This window comes from Nocardioides sp. SYSU D00038 (assembly GCF_016924665.1).
Classification (GTDB): domain Bacteria; phylum Actinomycetota; class Actinomycetes; order Propionibacteriales; family Nocardioidaceae; genus Nocardioides.
In genome coordinates this window covers 190,450-211,036 of record NZ_JAFFJT010000016.1, presented here as the reverse complement: position 1 = coordinate 211,036, position 20,587 = coordinate 190,450, and the positions used below count along the sequence as shown (strand labels likewise).

14 protein-coding genes are annotated in these 20,587 nt (G+C 74.0%); 7 read left to right on the top strand and 7 right to left on the bottom strand.

Features of this window, described 5'->3' with window-relative positions; translation table 11 throughout:
* Positions 1–126: 126 nt before the first annotated feature.
* Genes JT721_RS09565 through JT721_RS09555 form a run of 3 tightly spaced genes read right to left on the bottom strand, consistent with a single transcriptional unit; the run spans position 127 to position 2,539 of the window.
* Positions 127–1,071, bottom strand: coding sequence for an oxidoreductase (locus JT721_RS09565; protein WP_205472830.1), 945 nt, complete (start codon positions 1,069–1,071; stop codon positions 127–129).
* The gene (locus JT721_RS09560) at positions 1,071–1,886 is read right to left on the bottom strand and encodes a maleylpyruvate isomerase family mycothiol-dependent enzyme (RefSeq protein ID WP_205472829.1); all 816 of its coding nucleotides are present in this window, start codon (positions 1,884–1,886) and stop codon (positions 1,071–1,073) included. Before JT721_RS09560 ends, JT721_RS09565 begins: the two co-directional genes overlap by 1 nt.
* Before the next feature lie 47 nt (positions 1,887–1,933).
* Positions 1,934–2,539 (bottom strand): LysE/ArgO family amino acid transporter, encoded by a 606-nt coding sequence (locus JT721_RS09555; protein ID WP_205472827.1) that lies wholly within the window; start codon positions 2,537–2,539, stop codon positions 1,934–1,936.
* 90 nt (positions 2,540–2,629) lie between these two features.
* On the opposite strand from JT721_RS09555, the gene JT721_RS09550 reads away from it, so the two are divergent.
* On the top strand, positions 2,630–3,520 hold the full coding sequence (locus JT721_RS09550) for a LysR family transcriptional regulator ArgP (protein WP_205472825.1): 891 nt from the start codon (positions 2,630–2,632) through the stop codon (positions 3,518–3,520).
* Positions 3,521–3,589: 69 nt separating this feature from the next.
* Here JT721_RS09550 and JT721_RS09545 read toward each other — a convergent pair whose 3' ends face one another.
* From JT721_RS09545 to JT721_RS09535, 3 genes are all read right to left on the bottom strand, one after another.
* Complete coding sequence (locus JT721_RS09545; protein ID WP_205472822.1) at positions 3,590–5,476, bottom strand: acyl-CoA dehydrogenase; 1,887 nt, start codon at positions 5,474–5,476, stop codon at positions 3,590–3,592.
* 479 nt (positions 5,477–5,955) lie between these two features.
* Positions 5,956–6,414, bottom strand: a complete 459-nt coding sequence (locus JT721_RS09540; RefSeq protein WP_205472820.1) for an Rrf2 family transcriptional regulator — start codon at positions 6,412–6,414, stop codon at positions 5,956–5,958.
* A 76-nt stretch (positions 6,415–6,490) separates the two neighbouring features.
* Positions 6,491–7,414, bottom strand: a complete 924-nt coding sequence (locus JT721_RS09535; RefSeq protein ID WP_205472817.1) for a hypothetical protein — start codon at positions 7,412–7,414, stop codon at positions 6,491–6,493.
* A gap of 136 nt (positions 7,415–7,550) precedes the next feature.
* Here JT721_RS09535 and JT721_RS09530 point away from each other — a divergent pair, with 136 nt between their 5' ends.
* The 4 genes from JT721_RS09530 to JT721_RS09515 all read left to right on the top strand — a co-directional run bounded on the left by JT721_RS09530 (position 7,551) and on the right by JT721_RS09515 (position 13,896).
* On the top strand, positions 7,551–8,003 hold the full coding sequence (locus JT721_RS09530) for a nuclear transport factor 2 family protein (RefSeq protein WP_205472816.1): 453 nt from the start codon (positions 7,551–7,553) through the stop codon (positions 8,001–8,003).
* 136 nt (positions 8,004–8,139) lie between these two features.
* Positions 8,140–10,344 (top strand): UvrD-helicase domain-containing protein, encoded by a 2,205-nt coding sequence (locus JT721_RS09525; protein ID WP_205472815.1) that lies wholly within the window; start codon positions 8,140–8,142, stop codon positions 10,342–10,344.
* Positions 10,345–10,488: 144 nt separating this feature from the next.
* Positions 10,489–11,781, top strand: coding sequence for a hypothetical protein (locus tag JT721_RS09520; protein ID WP_205472814.1), 1,293 nt, complete (start codon positions 10,489–10,491; stop codon positions 11,779–11,781).
* 198 nt (positions 11,782–11,979) lie between these two features.
* Positions 11,980–13,896, top strand: a complete 1,917-nt coding sequence (locus tag JT721_RS09515) for an anthranilate synthase family protein (RefSeq protein WP_205472813.1) — start codon at positions 11,980–11,982, stop codon at positions 13,894–13,896.
* Between the two features lie 189 nt (positions 13,897–14,085).
* On the opposite strand, the gene JT721_RS09510 is transcribed toward JT721_RS09515, so the two are convergent.
* The gene (locus tag JT721_RS09510) at positions 14,086–18,495 is read right to left on the bottom strand and encodes a lamin tail domain-containing protein (protein WP_205472812.1); all 4,410 of its coding nucleotides are present in this window, start codon (positions 18,493–18,495) and stop codon (positions 14,086–14,088) included.
* Between the two features lie 113 nt (positions 18,496–18,608).
* Between JT721_RS09510 and JT721_RS09505 the strand changes: the two genes are divergently transcribed.
* Positions 18,609–19,196: an aminodeoxychorismate/anthranilate synthase component II gene (locus JT721_RS09505; protein ID WP_205472811.1), complete on the top strand. Its 588-nt coding sequence runs from the start codon at positions 18,609–18,611 to the stop codon at positions 19,194–19,196.
* Positions 19,193–20,470 (top strand): anthranilate synthase component I family protein, encoded by a 1,278-nt coding sequence (locus JT721_RS09500; RefSeq protein ID WP_205472809.1) that lies wholly within the window; start codon positions 19,193–19,195, stop codon positions 20,468–20,470. Before JT721_RS09505 ends, JT721_RS09500 begins: the two co-directional genes overlap by 4 nt.
* Positions 20,471–20,587 lie beyond the last annotated feature (117 nt).

Genomic DNA, 20,587 nt, shown 5'->3' with positions numbered 1-20,587 from the left:
GGTCGCCGGCTGACTTTGGTCGGACTGTGGGCCTCGTCCGAGTGTTGCCGGCCGTTGCACTGCCCGACTCGGGGAATCCCCGGTCGACCGGGGATTCCCCCGGCCGCCCCCGCCCGCCCCACGGGGTCAGGGGAACCGCACCCCCGTGACCTCCTCGCTCAGCTCCCACAGCCGACGGGCGGCGTCCTCGTCGCGGGAGAGGCGGGTGCCGGTGGTGACACGAGGCGGGCCGGCCATCTCGCCGGGGCCGCCGGGGCCGACGTACGTGCCACCGGGGAGGTCGGCGGTGGCGGCCATCAGCGTCGGCCAGGCGCCGGCGGCGGCGGACTGGCTGACGGCGCGGATGGTGGCGTCGAGGATCGTGGCGCGCCCGCCGCGCGCGCGGCCGTACTGGCCGTTGGCCGCCAGGTGGGTGCCGGCGAAGCCGGGGTGGGCGGCCATCGCCCGCACCGGGGTGCCGGCGGCGACCGAGCGGCGCTCGAGCTCGTGGGTGAACAGCAGGTTGGCGAGCTTGCTCTGCCCGTAGACCTGCCACTTGCGGTAGCGGCCCTCGGTGGAGCGGGGGTCGCGCAACGGCGCGGAGCGGGCGATCCGGTGCATCGTCGACGACACCGCCACGACCCGGGCGGCCTCGCCCTGGGATCCTGCGGCCACCAGCTGGGGCCAGAGCAGCCCGGTCAGCAGGAACGGGCCGTAGTGGTTGGTGCCGAGCTGGAGGTCGAGGCCGTCGACGGTCCGCCCGGGCGGCGTGCCCATCACGCCGGCGTTGTTGACCAGCACGTGCAGCGGACCCAGCGTGGCCGCCTCGGCGGCGGCCCGGCGCACGGAGGTGAGGTCGGCCAGGTCGAGCTGAAGCTCCACGACCTCGGCGGCCGGCACCTCCTCCCGCAGCGCGGCCGCGGTCTCGCCGACCTTGGCCGGGCTGCGACCGGCGAGCACCACCCGGGCGCCGCGGCGGGCCAGCTCGAGCGCGGTGTGGTGGCCCAGCCCGCCCACCGAGGGTCCCGTGACCAGCACGGTGCGGCCGGCCTGGTCGGGGATGTCGTGCACGTCCCAGCGGTCGGCGGGCATCAGGGGGTCGTCGCCATCGACGCGACGAGGCGGGCACCGAGGGCCTGGTCCCCGTCGATGCGGATCGCGCCCGGCTCGGCCGCGCACCGGCCGCCGGCCTGGCGGATGAAGCTCTCCCGGTCCATCGACAGCACCACGTCCGCCGTCGGCGGCACCTCGGCCAGCCGCTCGCCGCGGCCGGCGTCGTTGACGGTGAAGGCGTACGGCGGGTGGCCGTCGACGCGCAGCACGGCGGTGGTGCCCGCGGGGGCCCCGGCCTTCTTGGCCAGCACGAAGCCGAACGCCTCCGCGAGGTAGTCGGCGGTGTGCACGGCGGCCGCGGTGTCGGTGCCGCCGGGGAGGCCCACCGCCCGTCGGACGTCCTGCTCGTGCATCCAGATGTCCAGCGGCCGGTTGCGCAGGAGCGTGCGCCAGTCCCACGGCACCCCGCCGAAGACCCGCGGCGGCCGGGCGGCGCCGTCGTCGGGCGGGTCGGCCAGCAGCTCGGCGTGCCGGGCGGCGGCCGCCTCGCGGATCTCGGCGATGATCTGCGCCGGGGCGGCGTCGCGCCGGTTGACCACGCCGATCTCGGTGTAGAGGCCCATCAGCCCGGTGACGTGGGGCGGCTCGCCGACGTCCGCCTGCTCCTCCACCCCGGTCGCCAGCACCCGCTCGAGGTGCGCGGTGTGCGACGCCACGGCCCGGACGTCCCAGCCGGGCAGGTCCGTGGGGGTGCTCCACTGCTCGTCGGGCACCTGCTCGAGCAGGGCGGTGAAGTCGTCGACGGCGCTGCGCCAGACCTCGACGTAGCCGGAGAGGAGCTCGCGGTCGCTCATGGTCGGCCACCCTATGCGCCGCGGCTGCGGCACCGACGTGACCCGCGTCACGCACCCAGCGCCAGCATCGCCGCGATCGCGAGCATGGTGAGGCCGATCAGCACGTCGAGCACCTGCCACGCGCGGCGGCGGCGCAGCAACGGCGAGGCCAGCCGGGCGCCCCACCCCAGCCCGGCGAACCAGAGCAGGCTGCCCAGCGACGCGCCCGCGGCGAACCACCAGCGCCCCGACGGCCCGTGGGTGGTGGCGATCGAGCCGAGCAGCAGCACGGTGTCGAGGTAGACGTGGGGGTTGAGCCAGGTCAGCGCGGTCACCCGCAGCACCGCCGAACGGCGCGACAGCGGCTCCGGCCCCGCGGCGTCCAGCGAGGACGCCCGCCTGGCGCGCAGCAGCGACGCCACGCCGTACCAGGTGAGGAAGGCGACGCCGAACCAGCGCACCGCGTCGATCACCCAGCCGGCCCGCTCGACCAGGGTGCCGATGCCGGCGACCCCGGCGAGGATCAGCATCAGGTCGGAGAGCGCGCAGATCGCCACCACCGGCAGCAGGTGCTCGCGCGCGAGTCCCTGCCGCAGCACGAACGCGTTCTGGGCGCCGATCGCGACGATGAGGGAGAGACCGGTGACGAGACCGGTGGCGGCTGAGTCGAGCACGATAGCGACGCTAGGCGCGGGGCCATCTGAAGGCCAGCGAATGTTCCTGCACGAGATGTAGCACGACTAATGTCGGGCTAGGGTCGCCGCATGGAGCTCAACCCCGCCCAGCTCGACGCGCTGGTCGCCATCGCCGACCACGGCACCTTCGACGCCGCGGCCCGGGCGCTGCACGTCACGCCGAGCGCGGTCAGCCAGCGGATCCGGGCCCTCGAGGCGGCGGTTGGGCGGGTGCTCGTCACCCGGTCGTCGCCCTGCCGCGCCACCGAGGCGGGGGAGGCGCTGGTGCGCCTGGGCCGGCAGACCCGGCTGCTCCACGACGAGGCCCGCGCGACGCTCGACGGGGCGCACACCGCGCTCACGCTCCCGGTGGCCGTGAACGCCGACTCGCTCGCGACCTGGTTCCGCGAGGTGATCGCCGAGGCGGCCGGCTGGGAGGGCACGGCGCTACGCCTCTCGGTCGAGGACCAGGCCTTCTCCAGCAACCTGCTCCGGGCCGGTGACGCGCTCGCGGCCGTGACCAGCGACCCGGTGCCGGTGCAGGGCTGCTCGGTCGAGCCGCTCGGCCGGCTCCGCTACCGACCCGCGGCGGCGCCCGCCCTGGCGGAGCGCTGGCACGGCGGCCGCGGCGACTCGCGCGGCCTCGACTGGGCCCGGGCGCCGATGGTGGTCTTCAACGCCAAGGACGACCTCCAGCACGCGTTCCTGCGCGAGCGCGGCGTCACCGAGCCGCCGGTGGTCCACCGGGTGCCGACCAGCGCCGACATGCACGAGGCGGTGCGCCTCGGGCTCGGCTGGGCGATGCTCCCCGAGCCGCAGCTCCTCCCCGACGTCCGCGACGGCCGGGTGGTGGCGCTCGGCGGCCGCGCCCACGTCGACGTGAGCCTCCACTGGCAGCGCTGGCGCCTCGACTCCCCGGCGCTCGAGCGGCTCACCGACGCCGTACGCCGCACCGCGCGCGGCCACCTGCGCCCCGCCTGACCGGGCCAGGACGCGACGACGCCCCGCCGGCAGCCGCCGGCGGGGCGTCGAGGGTGGAACAGCCGAGGATCAGAACGCGTCCTCGGAGAGGTCCATCAGCGAGAGGTCGGTGGCCTTCGCGATCGCGACCTCGGCGGAGATGCGGGGCAGGTTGGTCTGGGCGAAGAACTGCGCGGCCGCGACCTTGCCCTCGTAGAAGGCCTGGTCCTTGCCGCCCAGCGCACCGGAGCCGTCGCCGCCCAGCTTGCCGAGAGCGACCTCGGCCTGGCGGAGCAGCAGCCAGCCGCACACCACGTCGCCGAGCGCCATCAGCACCCGGGTGGTGTTCAGCCCGACCTTGTAGATGTTGCGCAGCTCCTCCTGCGCCGACATCAGGTCGTTGATCATGTGGCCGACCAGCTCGTTGGCCTCGTTGAGCGCGGTCGCCAGCAGCTCGCGCTCGACCTTGAGCCGGCCGTTGCCGGCCTCGCTGTCGACGAAGGCCTGGATCTCGGCGGCCAGGTGGCCCAGCGCCTTGCCCTGGTCCTTGACGATCTTGCGGAAGAAGAAGTCCTGGCCCTGGATCGCGGTGGTGCCCTCGTAGAGGGTGTCGATCTTGGCGTCGCGGACGTACTGCTCGATCGGGTACTCCTGCAGGAAGCCGGAGCCGCCGAAGGTCTGCAGCGACTCGGTGCCGAGCAGCACCCACGAGCGCTCCGAGCCGTAGCCCTTGACGATCGGGAGCAGCAGGTCGTTGACCGCGGCGGCGAGGCGGGCCTCGTCGGTGTCGGCCTTGCCCTCGTGCTCGGCGATCATCACCTTGTCCTGCCACGAGGCGGTGTAGAGCACCAGCGCGCGCATCGCCTCCGAGAACGCCTTCTGCACCATCAACGAGCGGCGCACGTCGGGGTGGTGGGTGATCGTGACGCGCGGGGCGGTCTTGTCGCCCGACTCGGTGAGGTCGGCGCCCTGCACGCGGGTCTTGGCGTACTCGAGCGCGTTGAGGTAGCCGGTCGAAAGGGTCGCGATGGCCTTGGAGCCCACCATCATCCGGGCGTTCTCGATGACCTGGAACATCTGCGCGATGCCGTTGTGCACCTCGCCGAGCAGCCAGCCCTTGGCGGGCTCGCCGCCGCCGACCGACGGGTCGCCGAAGGTGACCTCGCAGGTGTTGGAGACCTTGATGCCCATCTTGTGCTCGACGTTGGTGACGTAGACGCCGTTGCGCTCACCGGTCAGCTCGCCGCTCTCGTGGTCGAAGTGGATCTTCGGTACGAGGAACAGCGACAGGCCCTTGGTGCCCGGGCCGCCCACGCCCTCGATGCCGACCGGGCGGGCCAGCACGAGGTGCATGATGTTCTCGCTCATGTCGTGCTCGCCCGAGGTGATGAACCGCTTGACGCCCTCGATGTGCCACGAGCCGTCGTCCTGCAGCATCGCCTTGGCGCGGCCCGCGCCGACGTCGGAGCCGGCGTCGGGCTCGGTGAGCACCATCGTGCAGCCCCACTGGCGCTCGACCATGATCTGCGCGATGCGCTTGTCGCGGTCGTTGCCGTTGCGGTCGACGACGGACGCGAACGCCGGGCCGGCGGCGTACATCCAGATCGGGGCGTTGGCTCCCAGCACCATCTCCGCGATCGCCCAGTTGAGGGTGGCCGGCGCCGGCGTCCCGCCGAGGGACTCCGGGATCTGCAGCCGCCAGTACTCCGCGTCCATCCACGCCTGGTAGCTCTTCTTGAACGACTCGCCGATCGGTGCGGTGTGCGTCGCCGGGTCGAAGACCGGCGGGTTGCGGTCGCTCTCGACGTACGACGCCGCGAGCTCCTCGCGGGAGAGCCGGTCGACCTCGGCGAGGATCTCGCGCGCGGTGTCGGTGTCGACCTCGGCGAACGGTCCGGTGCCGAGCACCGCGTCGCTGCCGAGCACCTCGAAGAGGTTGAACTCGATGTCGCGGAGGTTGGACTTGTAGTGGCTCACGTGCTTCACCGTTCTGTGTGCGGTCCTGCGTTACTGACGGGTAACTTAATGGTAGGTGGGGGTGCTGGCCCGCGCAAGCGTCGGGGGTCACACGCCTGGCCTCGGCGGGGTGGTGGTCGCCACACGGGCCGGCAGGGTGGGGGTGCGTGAGCCTCGTTGAAGCGGGGAGGAACGGCGGCCTGCTCACCGCTGCCTGGGTGGCCGGCAGGGTGGCGGTGCGTGAGCCCCCGTCGGGCGGGGAGGAACGGCGGCCTGCTCACCGCCGCCCGCAATGCGCCCGTGCGGCCGGATTGACCGCCAACGCCACCTTGTCTACTATTCCACTAGGGATAAGGCTTTTATGGCGCCCGGCCAGGTCGCCGTGGCCCGTCCCCTCACGCCCCAGGGGCGTGACCCACGATCGGCACGACCCGGCGGACGCACCCCCGCCGGGTCGTGCCTCGTGGCGCGGGCGACGACGGTGGGTGGCAAGGCGCCGGTCAGTGCGGCTGCCAGGCGTCCTCGTCGGCCGTCCGGCTGGTGACCGCGCGCGGCAGCTTGGCGTCGGACAGCTGCTGGATCGAGACCTGCTCGAACACGTCGCGCAGCGAGCTGCGCGCGGCGATCCAGACGTGCTGCAGCACGTCGGCGCGCTCGTTGTAGGTGACGGCCTCCGGGCGCAGCCCGTAGACGGAGACCAGCGGGCCGTCGACCGCGCGGATCACGTCGGCCACCGAGACGCTGGCGGCCTCACGACCCATCCGCCAACCCCCGGACTGGCCGCGCTGCGACATCACGATGCCCGCGCGGCGCAGGTCGGCCAGGATCGCCTGGAGGAAGCCGTGGGGGATCTCCTGGAGGCGGCCGAGCTCCTCGGCGCTCACCGCGCGACCGTCCTCGCGCGACGCCATCTCGATGAGGGCTCGCAAGGCGTAGTCGGACTTCGCGGAAACTCGCATGGAACCAGTGTGTCAGATGTGTCGATCGGGTCACTCGACCTTAGCGGGGCGTCGCGAGCCCCCTCCCGAGGGCGGTTCAGCCGGCCTCGGCGAGCCGCCGCTTGAGCCGGTTCCGCTTGCGCTCCAGGCGGGCGGTCCGCTCCTCGAGCTCGCGGTTGCGCTCGCGCAGCCGGGTCACCTCGGCCAGGGTCTCGCTGAGCGTGGCGCTCAGCGCCTCGGTGACGCCGGCGAGGTGGGGCTCGGCACCGCTGCCGGGCGGGGTCGGGGACGGTGCGGGCACCAGCGCGGCCGGGTCGCCGTGCACGTCGTGACCCGATCCGGCCAGCTCCACCGCCCACCGCTCACCGAGCCGGCGCAGGTCGTCGGCCGACGCCATCGCGCCGGTCGCCTCGGCCATCAGGCGCAGCGCGGTGGGATCCGCACGCCGGCGCAGGGTCGCCGGGTCGGGCAGCACCAGGCCGTCGGTGGCCACGCCGACCACCCGACCCAGGGCCCGCCAGGCGGACGCCGGGTCGTCGCGTTCGTGGCTCCCCGCCACCACCACGTGGATCCGGTCGGGCGCGGAGACCGCGGCCGACCAGCGGTCCAGCACGCCGAGGAGGTCGTGGTCCTCGGGGAAGAGCGTGACCCGGGGGTCGGGGGCGGTCGCGGTCACCACGACGTGCACCTCGAAGCCGGCGAGCCCGTCGACGAGCAGGGCTACCTGGTCGGGCGTGCAGCCAGCGAGCAGGTCGTGGCCGACCATCACGTGGTCGCGCCCGCGGTGGGCGCGCCGGCAGACCGCGGCCCAGACGCCCTCGACGTCCTTGCGGCGCAAGCCCCACGAGCGGTGGTCGCGGCGCAGCTCGACGGCGGCACGGAACATCTCGTCGGCCGAACCCGCCGGCAGCCGGACGCCGGCGTCGGCGAACGCCGCGCGGTGCCGCTCGGCCGCCGCGGCGAGCAGGTCGGAGCCGCTGTGCGGCAGCCCCACGGGGACGTACGCCAACCTCTGCGCCATGGCGCCACCGTGGCGCCCGCGGTCGACGCCGTGCCGACGACGTGTCGACGCCGGGGCGTGCGCCGGGTGAACGGCGGGCGGCACCCCCTCCGGCCGGACACTAGAACGTGTTCCAGTTCCGGCCTACCATGCCCGCATGATCACCAGCGACGCCATCACCTGGAACGCGGCGAACGACGACCACCCGGCGCGCGCGGCCTCGCAGCGCTCCTACTCGGCCGTGGCCAAGGGCGACCTCGCCGAGTGGCTGACCGTCTACGCCGAGGACGCCGTGCTCGAGGACCCGGTCGGCCCCTCGATGTTCGACCCCGAGGGTCGCGGGCACCACGGGCACGAGGGCATCGCGGCGTTCTGGGAGAAGGCGATCGCTCCGATCGCGACCTTCGAGTTCGAGATCGACGAGTCCTTCGCCAACCCCGGCAGCAACACCTGCGCCAACGTCGGGCGGATCCGCACGTCGTTCCCCGACGGCTCCCACACGACCACGCACCTGGTGATGGTCTACGTCGTCGACGACGACGGCCGGGTGGCGTCGATGAAGGCGTTCTGGGAGCCCGAGCGGACGATGGCCAGCTTCACCCCCGCCTGACGCCCGACGCACCCGTGGGACCCGCCCCCGCCGGCCAGCCGGCGCGGGTAGGCTAGTTCTCTTGCCGCGCCGGCCACGGCCGCGCGCGGGGCTCGGTGCATTGGGGCATGGCAGCAGGTGCAAGGGGACACACCACATGAGTGACCAGCTGGTCGAGCGGGAGATCGCTCGGGAGCAGGAGTTCGTCGACCGGGTGCACCGGCAGCTCGAGGACTCGACCCGGTCCGCGCGCGAGCTGGCGCGCGAGGGCCACCAGCGGGGCCGGCTCGGGCACGAGGGCGGGCTGGTCGAGCGCGACGCGATGGTCTTCCAGGCCGCCCGGCGGATCGCCCAGCTCGACGCCGCGCACGAGGGACTGGTCTTCGGGCGGCTCGACCTCACCGCCGACGTCGACCCCGAGCCCCGCTACATCGGGCGGATCGGGTTGCGCGACGCCAACCGCGACTCACTGCTGATCGACTGGCGAGCGCCAGCGGCGGGGGTGTTCTACCAGGCCACCGCCGCCACCCCACAGGGCGTGATCCGACGCCGGGTGCTCCGCTCGAGCGGGCAGCGGGTGGTCGGCGTCGAGGACGAGCTGCTCGACGCCGAGGCGCTCGAGGCGGCCGAGGCCGACCTGCCGATCATCGGCGAGGGCGCGCTCATCGCCCAGCTCTCCCGGGCTCGCGACCGGTCGATGCACTCGATCGTCGCGACCATCCAGGCCGAGCAGGACCGCGCGATCCGGGCGCCCGGCAAGGGCGTGGTCACGATCTCCGGCGGCCCCGGCACCGGCAAGACGGTGGTGGCGCTGCACCGAGCGGCGTACCTGCTCTACAACGACCGGCGCCGCTACGAGTCCGGCGGCGTGCTGATCGTCGGCCCCAGCGGCGTCTTCATGCGCTACATCGAGCGGGTGCTGCCCAGCCTCGGCGAGACCGCGGTCGCGCTGCGCTCGCTCGGCGAGGTCGTCGACGGCGTCCGGGCGACCCGCCACGACGAGCCGTCGGTGGCCGACGTGAAGGGCTCGGCGCGGATGGTGGAGGTGCTGCGTCGCCTGGCCCGCCAGCAGGCGCCGGGCAGCCCCACCTCGTTCCGGGTGTTCTGGCGCGACGACGTGCTGACCCTCGACCGCGGCAGCCTCGGCCGGGTGCGCCGCCAGCTGATGTCGCAGGGCCGTCGCAACCGCCAGCTGCCGCGGGTGGCCGGCGCGCTGCTCGACGTGCTGTGGCGCCAGGTGCGCGGCGAGCGCGGCCGCGAGCGGGGCCGGGAGGCCTTCGACGAGGAGCTGCTGGCGCACCAGGAGTTCCTCGACTTCGTGCTGGCCTGGTGGCCGCCGGTCGACGCCGCCGAGGTGCTCGGCTGGCTGCGCGACCCCGACCTGCTGGCGCGGGTCGCCGACGGCGTCCTCGGACCCGAGGACCAGCGGCTGCTGCTGAAGTCGTGGAGCGGCAACGACACCGGCCCGATCAGCCTGTCGGTCGAGGACGTGCCGCTGCTCGACGAGCTGCGCTACGCGATCGGCGACGTGCCGGCGCGCACCGACGACGAGCGCGACCTCGATGAGACCGGCCTGCTCGAGGGCGGCCAGGACCTCCAGGAGCTGTTCACCGCGGCCGACCGCGAGTACGCGCCGCGCGGCCGGGTCTGGGCGCCGCCCACCCACCGGATCGAGGACGACCCCTACGCCCACGTGCTGGTCGACGAGGCCCAGGACCTCACCCCCATGCAGTGGCGGATGGTCGGGCGCCGTGGCCGCACGGCGTCGTGGACGATCGTCGGCGACCCCGCCCAGTCGTCGTGGCCGGTGCCGGCCGAGTCGGCCGCCGCGCGCGCCGAGGCGCTCGAGGGCAAGCCGGTGCACGAGTTCCACCTCTCCACCAACTACCGCAACAGCGCCGAGATCTACGAGCACGCCGCGGCGTACGCCGAGCGGGTGGGCCTCGACGCCGACCTGCCGACCGCCGTCCGCTCCACCGGGGTGGCGCCGAGGGTGGTCACCGGGGTCACCGACCTCGAGGCCGCGACCCGCGAGGCGGTCACCGAGCTGGCCGGCGCGGTGAGCGGCACGGTGGGCGTCGTGGTGCCGGTCGCGCGGCGCTCGGAGGTCAACGCCTGGCTCGCGTCGTGGCCCGAGCTGGCACATGACGCCCCGGGCGCGGCCGCCGCGGTCGACTCCTCGGTGCCGCCGTCGGGCGAGGACCGGGTGGTGGTGCTGACCGGCCTCGACACCAAGGGGCTGGAGTTCGACGGCATCGTGGTCGTGCGCCCGCAGGAGATCGAGGACGAGTCGGCCACCGGCACCGCCACGCTCTACGTCGTGCTCACCCGCGCGACCCAGCTGCTGACCACGGTGTCCTGACCGAGCGGTGTCCTGACCGAGCGGTGTCCTGACCGGGCGGCCCGCCGAGGAGTGCGAGTCCGGGCGTGCCCGTTTGACCTGCCACCGGGCCGTCACGGATCATCGGCGGTGCCCCCGCCCCGTTCCCGGGTCGTGGGGCGCGCCATGACCGGCACCCCCCACCCGGCCGACGACGCTAGCGAGCCCGCCCTGATGCTGACCGACCGCCCGCGACGACTCGTCGCCGGTGCGCTGCTCGCGCTCATGGTGGTGTGCGGGCTGCTGGCCGCGGTCGACACCGAGACCACGGCCGACGACGGCCCCACCGGCAGCCTGGTCGCGTCGGTCGCCGACGTCCCCCGGGCCAACGGCGGCGCGCAGGCGGCGCCCGCCGCGCCGGCGACGACCGACGCCGAGGCGCCGGCCCGGACCTCGCGCATCGACCCCCGGATCGGGCGCACCGCCTGCACCTTGCTGGGGCGGAGGTGGGCGCGCGGTTGCAGCCGGTTCGCCTGCATCAACCCGCGCCACTACGCCAAGACCGGCCGCAACGCCGAGACCTGCCGGATCGGCGGTCGGCACGGCCGCTCGTTCGGGGTGGAGATCGAGGAGCGCCGCTGCCGCGCGCTCGGCCGGGTCTGGGTCAACCCCCTCAACTTCTGCGTCTCCGACCCGGTGCGCAGCCACCGGGCGGTGCCGGACGCCCGGCAGTGCGCGGTGCGCGGGCGCACCTACGTCCAGCTGAGCGAGCGCGAGGGCTTCTACGACGAGTGCTTGTCGCGGTCGCGGGTGGCGGAGCTGCGGCGGATCGCGGCGCGCACCGGCCGCGGCCTCGCTGCGGTGGCCGCCGAGCGCTCGCGGGTGCAGTGCGCCTGGCGGCCGCGCTCGGTGTGGCGCGGCCAGCGCTGCGTCGGCACCGACCGCGGCCCGGCGTTCAGCCACCGGATCGCGGTGATCGGCGACTCGATCACCTGGCGCGGCACCAACGAGCTGGCCCGGCTGCGTCCCGACTGGGTCGTCGACGGCGTCACCGGCCGGATGATCGACGAGGCCGCCTCGCGGCTGGCCACGGTGCGGGCGGTGCACGGCGAGCCCGCCGGCCTGGTGTTCGCGCTGGGCACGAACCCGCGGGTCGGCTTCACCCACGACGACTTCCTCGCGCTCGTCGACCGGGTGCCGGCCTCGACCCCGATCCTGTTCGTGCTGCCGTGGCGCGACCCGCGGCTCAACCCCGCCCGCCGGGTGAGCCGGGTGGCGTCGTACGCCTCCTGGATGCGCCAGCTGGCCTCGGTGCGTCCGCTGACCTGCGTGGCCGACTGGGAGGCCGCGGCCCGGCAGCGGCCCGGCCTGCTGGTCGACGGCGTGCACCCCACCACCTCGGGCGAGGGCGTGTGGGCGCGGCTGGTCTCGACCCGCTGGGACGACTGCCTGGCCGCCCGGATCAGCACCGGCGCCTGAGCCCTCCCCCGACGGTCCACTGGGGGACCCCACCTTCTGCGACCCCCAGCGCCCGGACCTCTCGGCCAGAACCTCGACCTCTCGGCCAGAGTTCCGGCCGACAAGTCGCGGTTTCCCCGGTGAACCGGGGAAACCTCCCCCGCCCACCCACCGATAACCCCACGACCCCGCCCGGGACGGCCACCTACGATGACCGGCATGCCTGAGAACCTCACCGCCCGGGACGCCATCGCCGCGCTCCAGGGGCACGAGGCCTGGGCGATCATCCGGCGGTCGACCCGGGCGGGTGACCGGGACACCGTCGGCCTGGTGGGCGGACGGCGCAGCGTGGTCGAGTCGATCATGGACGTGCCGCTGTCCGACGGCGTGCCCGAGGACGGGCACGTCGCCGACCGGCTGCTGGCGGTGCCGTTCCGGCAGGTGCGCGAGCGCGGCTTCGAGGCCCACGACGACGGCGCGCCGCTCGTGGTCGTCGACGTCGAGACCGAGCTGGAGTTCTCGGTCGAGGAGGTCGTGGCCGCCATCGACGACGTGCCGGTCGAGCTCGCCGACCGCGGCGGCTTCGACATCGACGACGACGCCTACGCCAAGCTGGTGCAGACGATCATCACCGACGAGATCGGGCAGGGAGAGGGCGCGAACCTCGTGGTGGGTCGTCACTACCGCGCGACCGTCGCCGACTGGGGCGCCGACAAGGCGCTGGCCGTCTTCCGCCGGCTGCTCGAGCGCGAGCGCGGCGCGTACTGGACCTTCGTCTTCTTCACCGGCGACCGCTACCTCGTCGGCGCCAGCCCGGAGCGGCACGTGTCGATCCACGGCGGCGACGTCCGGATGAACCCGATCAGCGGCACCTTCCGGCTCCGGCCCCCCGGCGGCGACGACCGACCGCTCAAGCCGCGGCTGCTGGAGTTCCTGCGCGACGAGAAGGAGATCTTCGAGCTCTTCATGGTCGTCGACGAGGAGCTGAAGATGATGTGCGACATCTGCCACGAGGGCGGGCAGGTGCTCGGGCCGTTCCTCAAGCCGATGAGCCACCTCGTGCACACCGAGTACCTCCTCGCCGGCCGCACCGACCGCGACCCGCGCGAGGTGCTGCGCGACACCATGTACGCCGCGACCGTCACCGGCTCGCCGGTCGAGAACGCCTGCCGGCTGATCAAGCAGTACGAGACCGAGGGCCGCGGCTACTACGGCGCCGCCCTCGCGATCCTGGGCCGCGACGACGAGGGCGGCCCGGTGGTCGACAGCCCGATCGTGATCCGCACCGCCTCGGTCGACCTCGAGGGCCGGCTCACGGTGACCGCGGGCGCGACCCTGGTGCGCGACTCCGACCCCGCCTACGAGGTCGCCGAGACCCACGCCAAGGCCGGTGGCATCCTCAGCGCGTTCGGCCTGGTCGAGCGGGCGCCGGTACCCGACGTCAACGTCGCCGAGCTCGTCAACGACGAGGACGTGCTGCTGGCGATGAACGCCCGCAACCGCCGGCTGTCGCCGTTCTGGCTCACCGACCAGGCCGGTTCGCCGCCGGACCCGCGGCTGGCTGGCAGGCGCGTGGTGATCCTCGACGGCGAGGACGACTTCGTGAACATGCTGCGCCACGTCCTCGGCGTGCTCGGCATGACCAGCGAGGTGATCCGCCACGAGGACTACGCCGAGGGCGCGCTCGACGGCTACGACCTGGTGGTCGTGGGGCCCGGCCCGGGCGACCCGCGCGACGACGCCGAGCCCAAGATGGCGCGGCTCCGCCAGGCGGTCTCGGCGCTGCTCGCCCAACAGCGGCCGTTCCTCGCGGTGTGCCTGGGCCACCAGTCGCTCTGCCACCAGCTCGGGATCCCCCTGGCCTACAAGGACATCGTCTTCCAGGGCACCCAGTCGCCGGTGAGCATCGAGGGCCGCACCGAGCGGGTGGGCTTCTACAACACGTTCGTGGCGCGGGTCGGCGACGACACCGTGCTGCCCGATGGCGTGGCGGTCGAGGCCGATCCCGAGTCCGGCGACGTGCACCTGCTGACCGGGCCGCACTACCGCGGCATCCAGTTCCACGCCGAGTCGATCCTCACCCAGCGGGGCTACGACCTGCTGCACGACCTGGTGAGCGGGCTGCTGCTCGACTGAGCTCGGCTCCCGTCCGCGGTGCCGGACTGGGCCGGAGCCCGGTCTCGTGGGATCATGGGGACAGGTCCGGCGGTGTTGCCCCCCAGCGCCGTCGGACCGCCTGCTTGTCCGGTCGGTCCCGGACGCACCGACGCCCGCCGCGACCAGGTCGCGACGGGCGTCGGCTCTCTTCGGGGGGGAGGGGAGGGACTACTTCCTGACCCGCAGCGTCACCCGCGGTGCGGCGTCGGGTGCCACCAGCGACGAGCCGGCGTAGCGGGCGGTGACGGCGTAGCTGCCGCGGCCCAGCTTGGGCAGCGTCACCACGACCTTGCCGGCGACGAGCGTGCCGGTCACGGTGCGGGTGCGGCCGTTGCCGCGGACCGTGACGGTGACCTGCCCGGTCGGGGTGACGCCGGCGGCGGCCACCCGGACCGTCAGCCGGCCACGACGGCTCGGCTTCACGGTCGCCCTGGCCAGCCGCGCGGTGGCGGTGGCGACGGCGCGGCCGACCGTGACCGTCACCGGGCGCGACGTCGACCCGGTGACGACCGAGGCGTCGTCGGGCACGTACGCCGCCACCAGCTGGTGGCTACCCACCGCCAGCGTGCCGGGCAGCACGGTCGAGGCGGTGCCGTCGGCGACCGCTGCGGTCGCCACCACGACGTCCCCGCGACGGAACTCCACGGTGCCGCTGACCGCGCCGGTGGCGACCACGTCGGCGGTGAGCCGCACCCGGTCGGCCGGCGCGGCGCCGTAGGCCTGCGTGGTGCGCGAGACCGAGAGCGCGGTGGCCGAGGTGCCGGCCGGCGGCGCGGTGACCGTCACGGTGACCGGCGCCGAGGTCGACCCCGCGAACGCCGCCGGGTCCGACGGCACGAACCGGGCCGTCAGCTGGTGGGCGCCGACCGCCAGGTCGGGCAGCCGCCAGGTCGCCTCGCCGTCGGCGAGCGCGACCGTGCCGAGCACCGCCGCGCCGTCGAGCAGCTCGACGGTGCCCGCGGGGGCGCCCTGGTCGGCCGAGACCGCGACGGTGAGCAGGGCCCGGTCGTCGTCGGCGGCGCCGGCCCGCTGGCTGGTCCGGCTGGTCGTCAGCGCGGTGGCGGTGGCGGTGGCCGGCACCTCCTCGAGGGAGACGGTCAGCGGCGTCGAGCGGACCACCCGCCCGGTGGGGTCGGTGACCACGGCGTGCAGCACCTCGCCGCCGGTCACTCCGGCCACGGCCACCTGCGCCGGAGCGCCGGCTGCGACGGTCGCGGCGCCGGCCTGGGTCGACGCGGTGGTCAGCCCCCACGTCGAGGTGGCCAGGGTCCGGTCGACCAGCAGGTCGATCTTGGCCACGAACTCGTCGTCGGTGGCGTCGTAGCGCGCCTGGTCGCCGCGGTAGGGCGCCTCGTCGTAGGTGTGGGCGTCGAACGACTGCAGGTGCGGCGAGTAGGTGTTGACCGCCATCAGCTCGGAGTCGGCGTCGATCTGCAGCAGCCGCTGGAAGCCGGTGTCGCGGTCGAGGGTGTCGCCCCGCGGCTGCGGCTGGGTGGAGCGGTAGCCCTGGTAGTCGGCCAGCATCTGCACCACCGTGCGACCGGTGGCGCCGGTGTTGCGCACCGCCACCGCGTCGTCGGCGATCTCGATGGCGTCGACCTGCTCGCCGGTCACCGGGTCGCCGTACTTGGTGGCAACGCCGTGGTAGTGACCGCCGAGGACGAGGAAGATGTTGTCGCTCGGCGCGACCAGGTCGCTCCAGATGTCCTCACCGCGGGCGGTGTAGCGGTTCGAGCGGTTCTCGATCTCCCGCTCGGTGGTGAGGTAGGAGTGCGTGTAGAGGACGACGTTGCGGTCGGGGTACGCCGCCGCGACCTCGCGCGCCCAGTCGATCTGCGCCTGGGTCGGGCGGTAGGGCAGGTTGAGCATGAGGAACTTCAGCCCGTCGGCCTCGACGAAGTCGTAGTGGGCGCTGTTGTCGCCCGGCTTCCAGGAGTCGCCCCACCACGACTCGTCCCGGTACATCTCCGGGCCGAAGTACTCGTTGTAGAGGTCGTTGTTGCGGCCCCAGAAGTTGTCGTGGTTGCCGGGCAGCACTCCGTTGGGCACGTCGGCGTCGTTGAGGATCTGGTGGATCTTCTTGGCCGCCGCGAACTCCTTGCGGGCCCGCACCGGGTCGGCGTTGCCGCCGATCCAGTTCTCGATGATGTCGCCGCTGTTGGTCGAGTAGCCGATCTTGCGGGCGTCGGCGTTGGCCGCGACCCAGGTCAGCATCTGCCGGAACACGTCGCGGAAGCCCTCCGACAGGAACTGGGTGTCGGTGGCGTGGTTGATCGCGACGTCGTACTGGTCGGGGTCGAGGAACGCGCGGTCCTCGACGCCGATCTCGTCCACCGCGCCGCCGGAGCTGCGCGGGCCGTCGACGACCAGCGTGTTGAGCGCGCCGTCGACCACGTGGGCGGGGGTCACCGAGCCGACGAGGGTCAGGTCGCCGTCGGCGCTCGCGGTGCCGGCCGTGACCAGCTCCCACTCGCTGCCCTGCCAGGCGTAGAGCTGCACCTCGTTGCGGCCCGAGGTGCGACCGGTCCAGGTGAACTCCATCGGGGCCGGCGTGCCGGCCACGGGCACCCGGAAGCGCTGGAAGGGGTACGCCGTCGCGCCGGCCTCGGTGGTGAGGGCGGGGGCGGTGGCGACCCGCCGCTCGCCGACGATCGACAGCCGCGGCGGCACGGCGCGGGCGGTCGAGCCGGCCCAGATGGTGGTGCCGTCGGTCGCGACCGGGTCGGCAGTTCGTACGCCGACCTGGAGGTCGCCGCCGTCGGCGTCGTCGGTGGTGACGGTCGCGGTGTAGCCGCCGGCGGCAGCCGTGCCGACGACGGTCGGCGTGCCGGGCACGGTGACCTGCTCGAGCTCGACCGGGTCGAGCTCGCCCTCGAGCGGCTCGGTGGGGTCGATCCAGGCCACGTCGGCGAGGACCCCGGGCGTGCGACCCGGCGTCTTCATGAAGTCCTCCTCGTTGTCGCCGGTGGTGCGGGCACGCTGGTAGGACTCGCCGTGGTCGTTCTTGGTGTAGCGGCGCAGCTCGGACCCGAACGGCACGCACGGGCTGTAGTCGACCGTCTCGTAGACGCCGACCGCGTCGACCAGGTCGCCCTGCGGGTCGCGCAGGTAGGCGCCGTAGCCCTCGCTCTCGTTGAGGCCGGTGACGTAGAGCGCGTCGGCGGCCTCGCGCAGCGACGCGGGCGCGCTGTCGTCGACCATCAGGTAGGCCTGGCCGGGGGCCAGGGTGACGTCACCGAGGTCGGCGACCTGGGTGCCGGCGTTGCCCTTGCCGGTGCCCTCGCAGCGGACCATCGACCAGCCGGCGAGGTTGACCGGGGCGTCGCCGTAGTTGCCGATCTCGACGAACTCGTCGGCGCCGCCGGCGGGGCCGGCTCCTACGATCTCGCTGATCCGCACGGCCCGGTGCGCGAACGGCGCGGGCGCGGTCAGCTGCGCCGCGGTCGAGACGGTGCCGGGGCTGCGCTCCTGGGCGAGCCGGAAGTCGACCGCGTTGTCACCGGTGTCGGAGACCCGGTGGTAGCTCTCGGACTGCAGCGCGTCGGAGTTCGCGGTCTGCGGCGAGCCGGCGGTGCAGATGCTGTTGCGGTTCTCGTAGAAGCCGACCCGGTCGGCGATCTTCTCGTCCGGACGCACGATCATCGCGCCGAAGTCGCGCCAGTGCATGCCGGTGGCGTAGGTCGCCTGCCGCGGGATGCTCGCCGCCGCGGCGGTGTGGGAGATGACGTAGGTGCCACCGGGCTGGACGACGGAGCCGGCGGGCAGGCCGGTGTTCTGCACGTACGCCGTGCCGTTCTCGCCGCAGCGGTAGAGCTTCCAGCCGCTGATGTCGAGCGGGGACGAGCCCTGGTTGGTCAGCTCGACGTACTGGTCGGCGTCGGCGGTGGGGCTGCCGTTGGCGACCTCGGTGATCCGCAGGCCGGTCTCGACCAGCTTGTCGGCGGGGGTGGTCGCGTTGGCAGCGTCGGGGGTGCGGGTCGCGACGATCCAGTCGGTCTCGACGTTGCCGGTGGCGGCCACCCGCTGGTGGCTCTCGTTGAGCCGGTGGTCGAGCGGCCGGGTCAGCACCCGATCGCCCTGACCGCAGTCGCTGTGGACCGACGGGTGGTAGAAGCCCACCCGGTCGACGACGGTGTAGTCCTCGGTCTCGAGCCAGGCGCCGAACCCGAAGTCGTGGAGGTTCGACCCCGTCTCGTCGTAGACGGCGTCGCGGGGGATCGCGGCGTTGGCGGTCGGGCCGGTCACGGTCCAGGTGTCCCCGGGCGCCAGCACGGTGCCCTCGGGGAAGACCTTCTGGGGACCGTAGGCGTCACCGGTCTGGCCGCAGCGCAGCAGCCGCCAGCCGGAGACGTCGACCGGCTGGTCGCCGTAGTTGCGGATCTCCATGAAGTTGTCGGCGGAGACCCGGTTGGCGTTGGAGGTGGCGCCCGCACCGCCGTTCGCGATCTCGCTGATCAGCACCGTCGAGGGTGCGATCGGCTCGTTCGGGGCGGCCGCGGCGGGCGGTGAGGTGGACAGGACGGCGAGGACGGGAGCGAGCAGCGCGAGGGCGATGCCTCCCGAGATCTTGTGCTTCACGCCGCCCACCCCATGACCCCGGGGGGACCGCCCGGTGACGGCGGACCCCGCCCCGGGTGTCCCGGGCGTGAACACTGGGCGGGGGCGCCACCCGCGGGGGCTACCTTGGCGCGGTGGCCACGCCCGACGTGGTCGTGGTCGACCACCACGACTCCTACACCTGGAACCTGGTGCACCTCGTGGCCGCGGTGACCGGGGTGCTGCCGGCGGTGGTGCAGCACGACGAGGTCGAGCCCGACGAGGTGCTGCGACACTCCCACGTCGTGCTCTCGCCCGGCCCCGGCCACCCCGACGAGCCGGGCGACTTCGCGGTGGGCCGCGAGGTGCTGCGGGCCGCGACCCGGCCGGTGCTCGGCGTCTGCCTGGGCATGCAGGGCCTGGTGGCGGCGTACGGCGGCCGGGTGGGCCGCGAGGTGCCGGCCCACGGCCTGGTCGCCCGGATCAGCCACGACGGGCAGGGCGTCTTCCGCGGCCTGCCCCAGCACTTCCGCGCGGTGCGCTACCACTCGCTGGCCGCGCTGGAGCTGCCCGACGAGCTCGAGGCGAGCGCGGCCTGTCCCGGCCCGGCGCCGGACGACCCCTGGGTCACGATGGGCGTGCGGCACCGGACGCTGCCGCTGGAGGGCGTGCAGTTCCACCCCGAGTCGGTGCTCTCCGAGCACGGCGCTGCGATGGTCGCGAGCTTCCTGGGGGTGCGGTGACCGGGCCCGAGCAGGTCTTCGCCGAGGTCGCTGCCGCGCACCCGCGCTGCTTCTGGCTCGACGGGGGCGGCGCCCGGGAGTGGTCGGGCCGCCGCTCGCTGGTGGGCTGGCTCGAGTCCGACGACGTCTCGCTGACGCTGGCCGGCGGGGTGGTGACCCGCCACGCCGACGGCCGGTCGGAGCCGGTCGGCACCGACGTGTTCGCCGTCCTCGAGGCCGAGCTCGCGGCCGGGGAGCCGGGCGACCAGTGGTTCGGCTACCTCGGCTACGCCGCCCGCCCCGACCTCCCGGCCCGGGCCTCGACCGACCTGCCGGACGCCGTGTGGATGCGGCCCTCGCACGTCCGGCTCTTCGACCACGACCCCGTGGCGGCCCGCGGCGCCGGCGTCCCCGGCGTCGATCCTGCGGGGGTGGTGCCCGCGCGCTACCGCGACGCCTTCGCCCGGGTGCAGGAGCACCTCCACGCCGGCAACACCTACGAGGTCAACCTCACCCACCGGGTCGAGGTCGACTCGCCGCTCGACCCGGTGGCGGCGTACCTCCGGCTCCGCGAGCTCAACCCCGCGCCGTACGCCGGGTTCCTCCAGCACGACGTCGACGGCGCCCGCGGCTGGCTGCTGTCGTCGTCGCCCGAGCGCTACGCGCTGGTGGACCCCGACCGCACCATCGAGACCAAGCCGATCAAGGGCACCACGCCCCGGGCGGTGGACCGCGAGGTGGACGAGACGAACCGTGGACGGCTGGCCGCCGACGCGAAGTACCGCGCCGAGAACCTGATGATCGTCGACCTGCTCCGCAACGACCTGGCGACGGTGTGCGAGCCGGGCTCGGTGGAGGTGCCGGCCCTGATGGCGGTGGAGTCGTACGAGACCGTGCACCAGCTGGTCTCGACCGTGCGCGGCCGGCTGCGGTCCGACGTGACGACGGTCGGTGCCCTGCGCGCGCTGTTCCCGGCCGGGTCGATGACCGGGGCCCCGAAGCTGCGCACGATGCAGGTGATCGACGAGGTCGAGGACACCCCCCGCGGCGCCTACGCCGGCGCCCTCGGCTGGCTCTCCGCCGACGGCCGCGCCGACCTCGGCGTCGTGATCCGCTCCCTGACCACGACCGGCGACGGCACCTGGCGCCTCGGCACCGGCGGCGGCATCACCGTGCAGTCCGACGTCGCCGAGGAGTGGGCCGAGGCCGAGCTCAAGGCCGCGCGGCTGCTGGCCGTCTTCGACGCACCGGTGGTCGAGCAGCGAGCGCCAGCGAGCGGCGTCGAGACCCGGTGAGCCGAACGCCGGGCGCTGGTCGAGGTGCGAGGAGCCCTGGCGACGAGCCTCGAGACCCGGTGAGCCGAACGCCCTCCCTGTAACGGCCGACTCCGCGGACGGGGCTCGGGCGGGAGC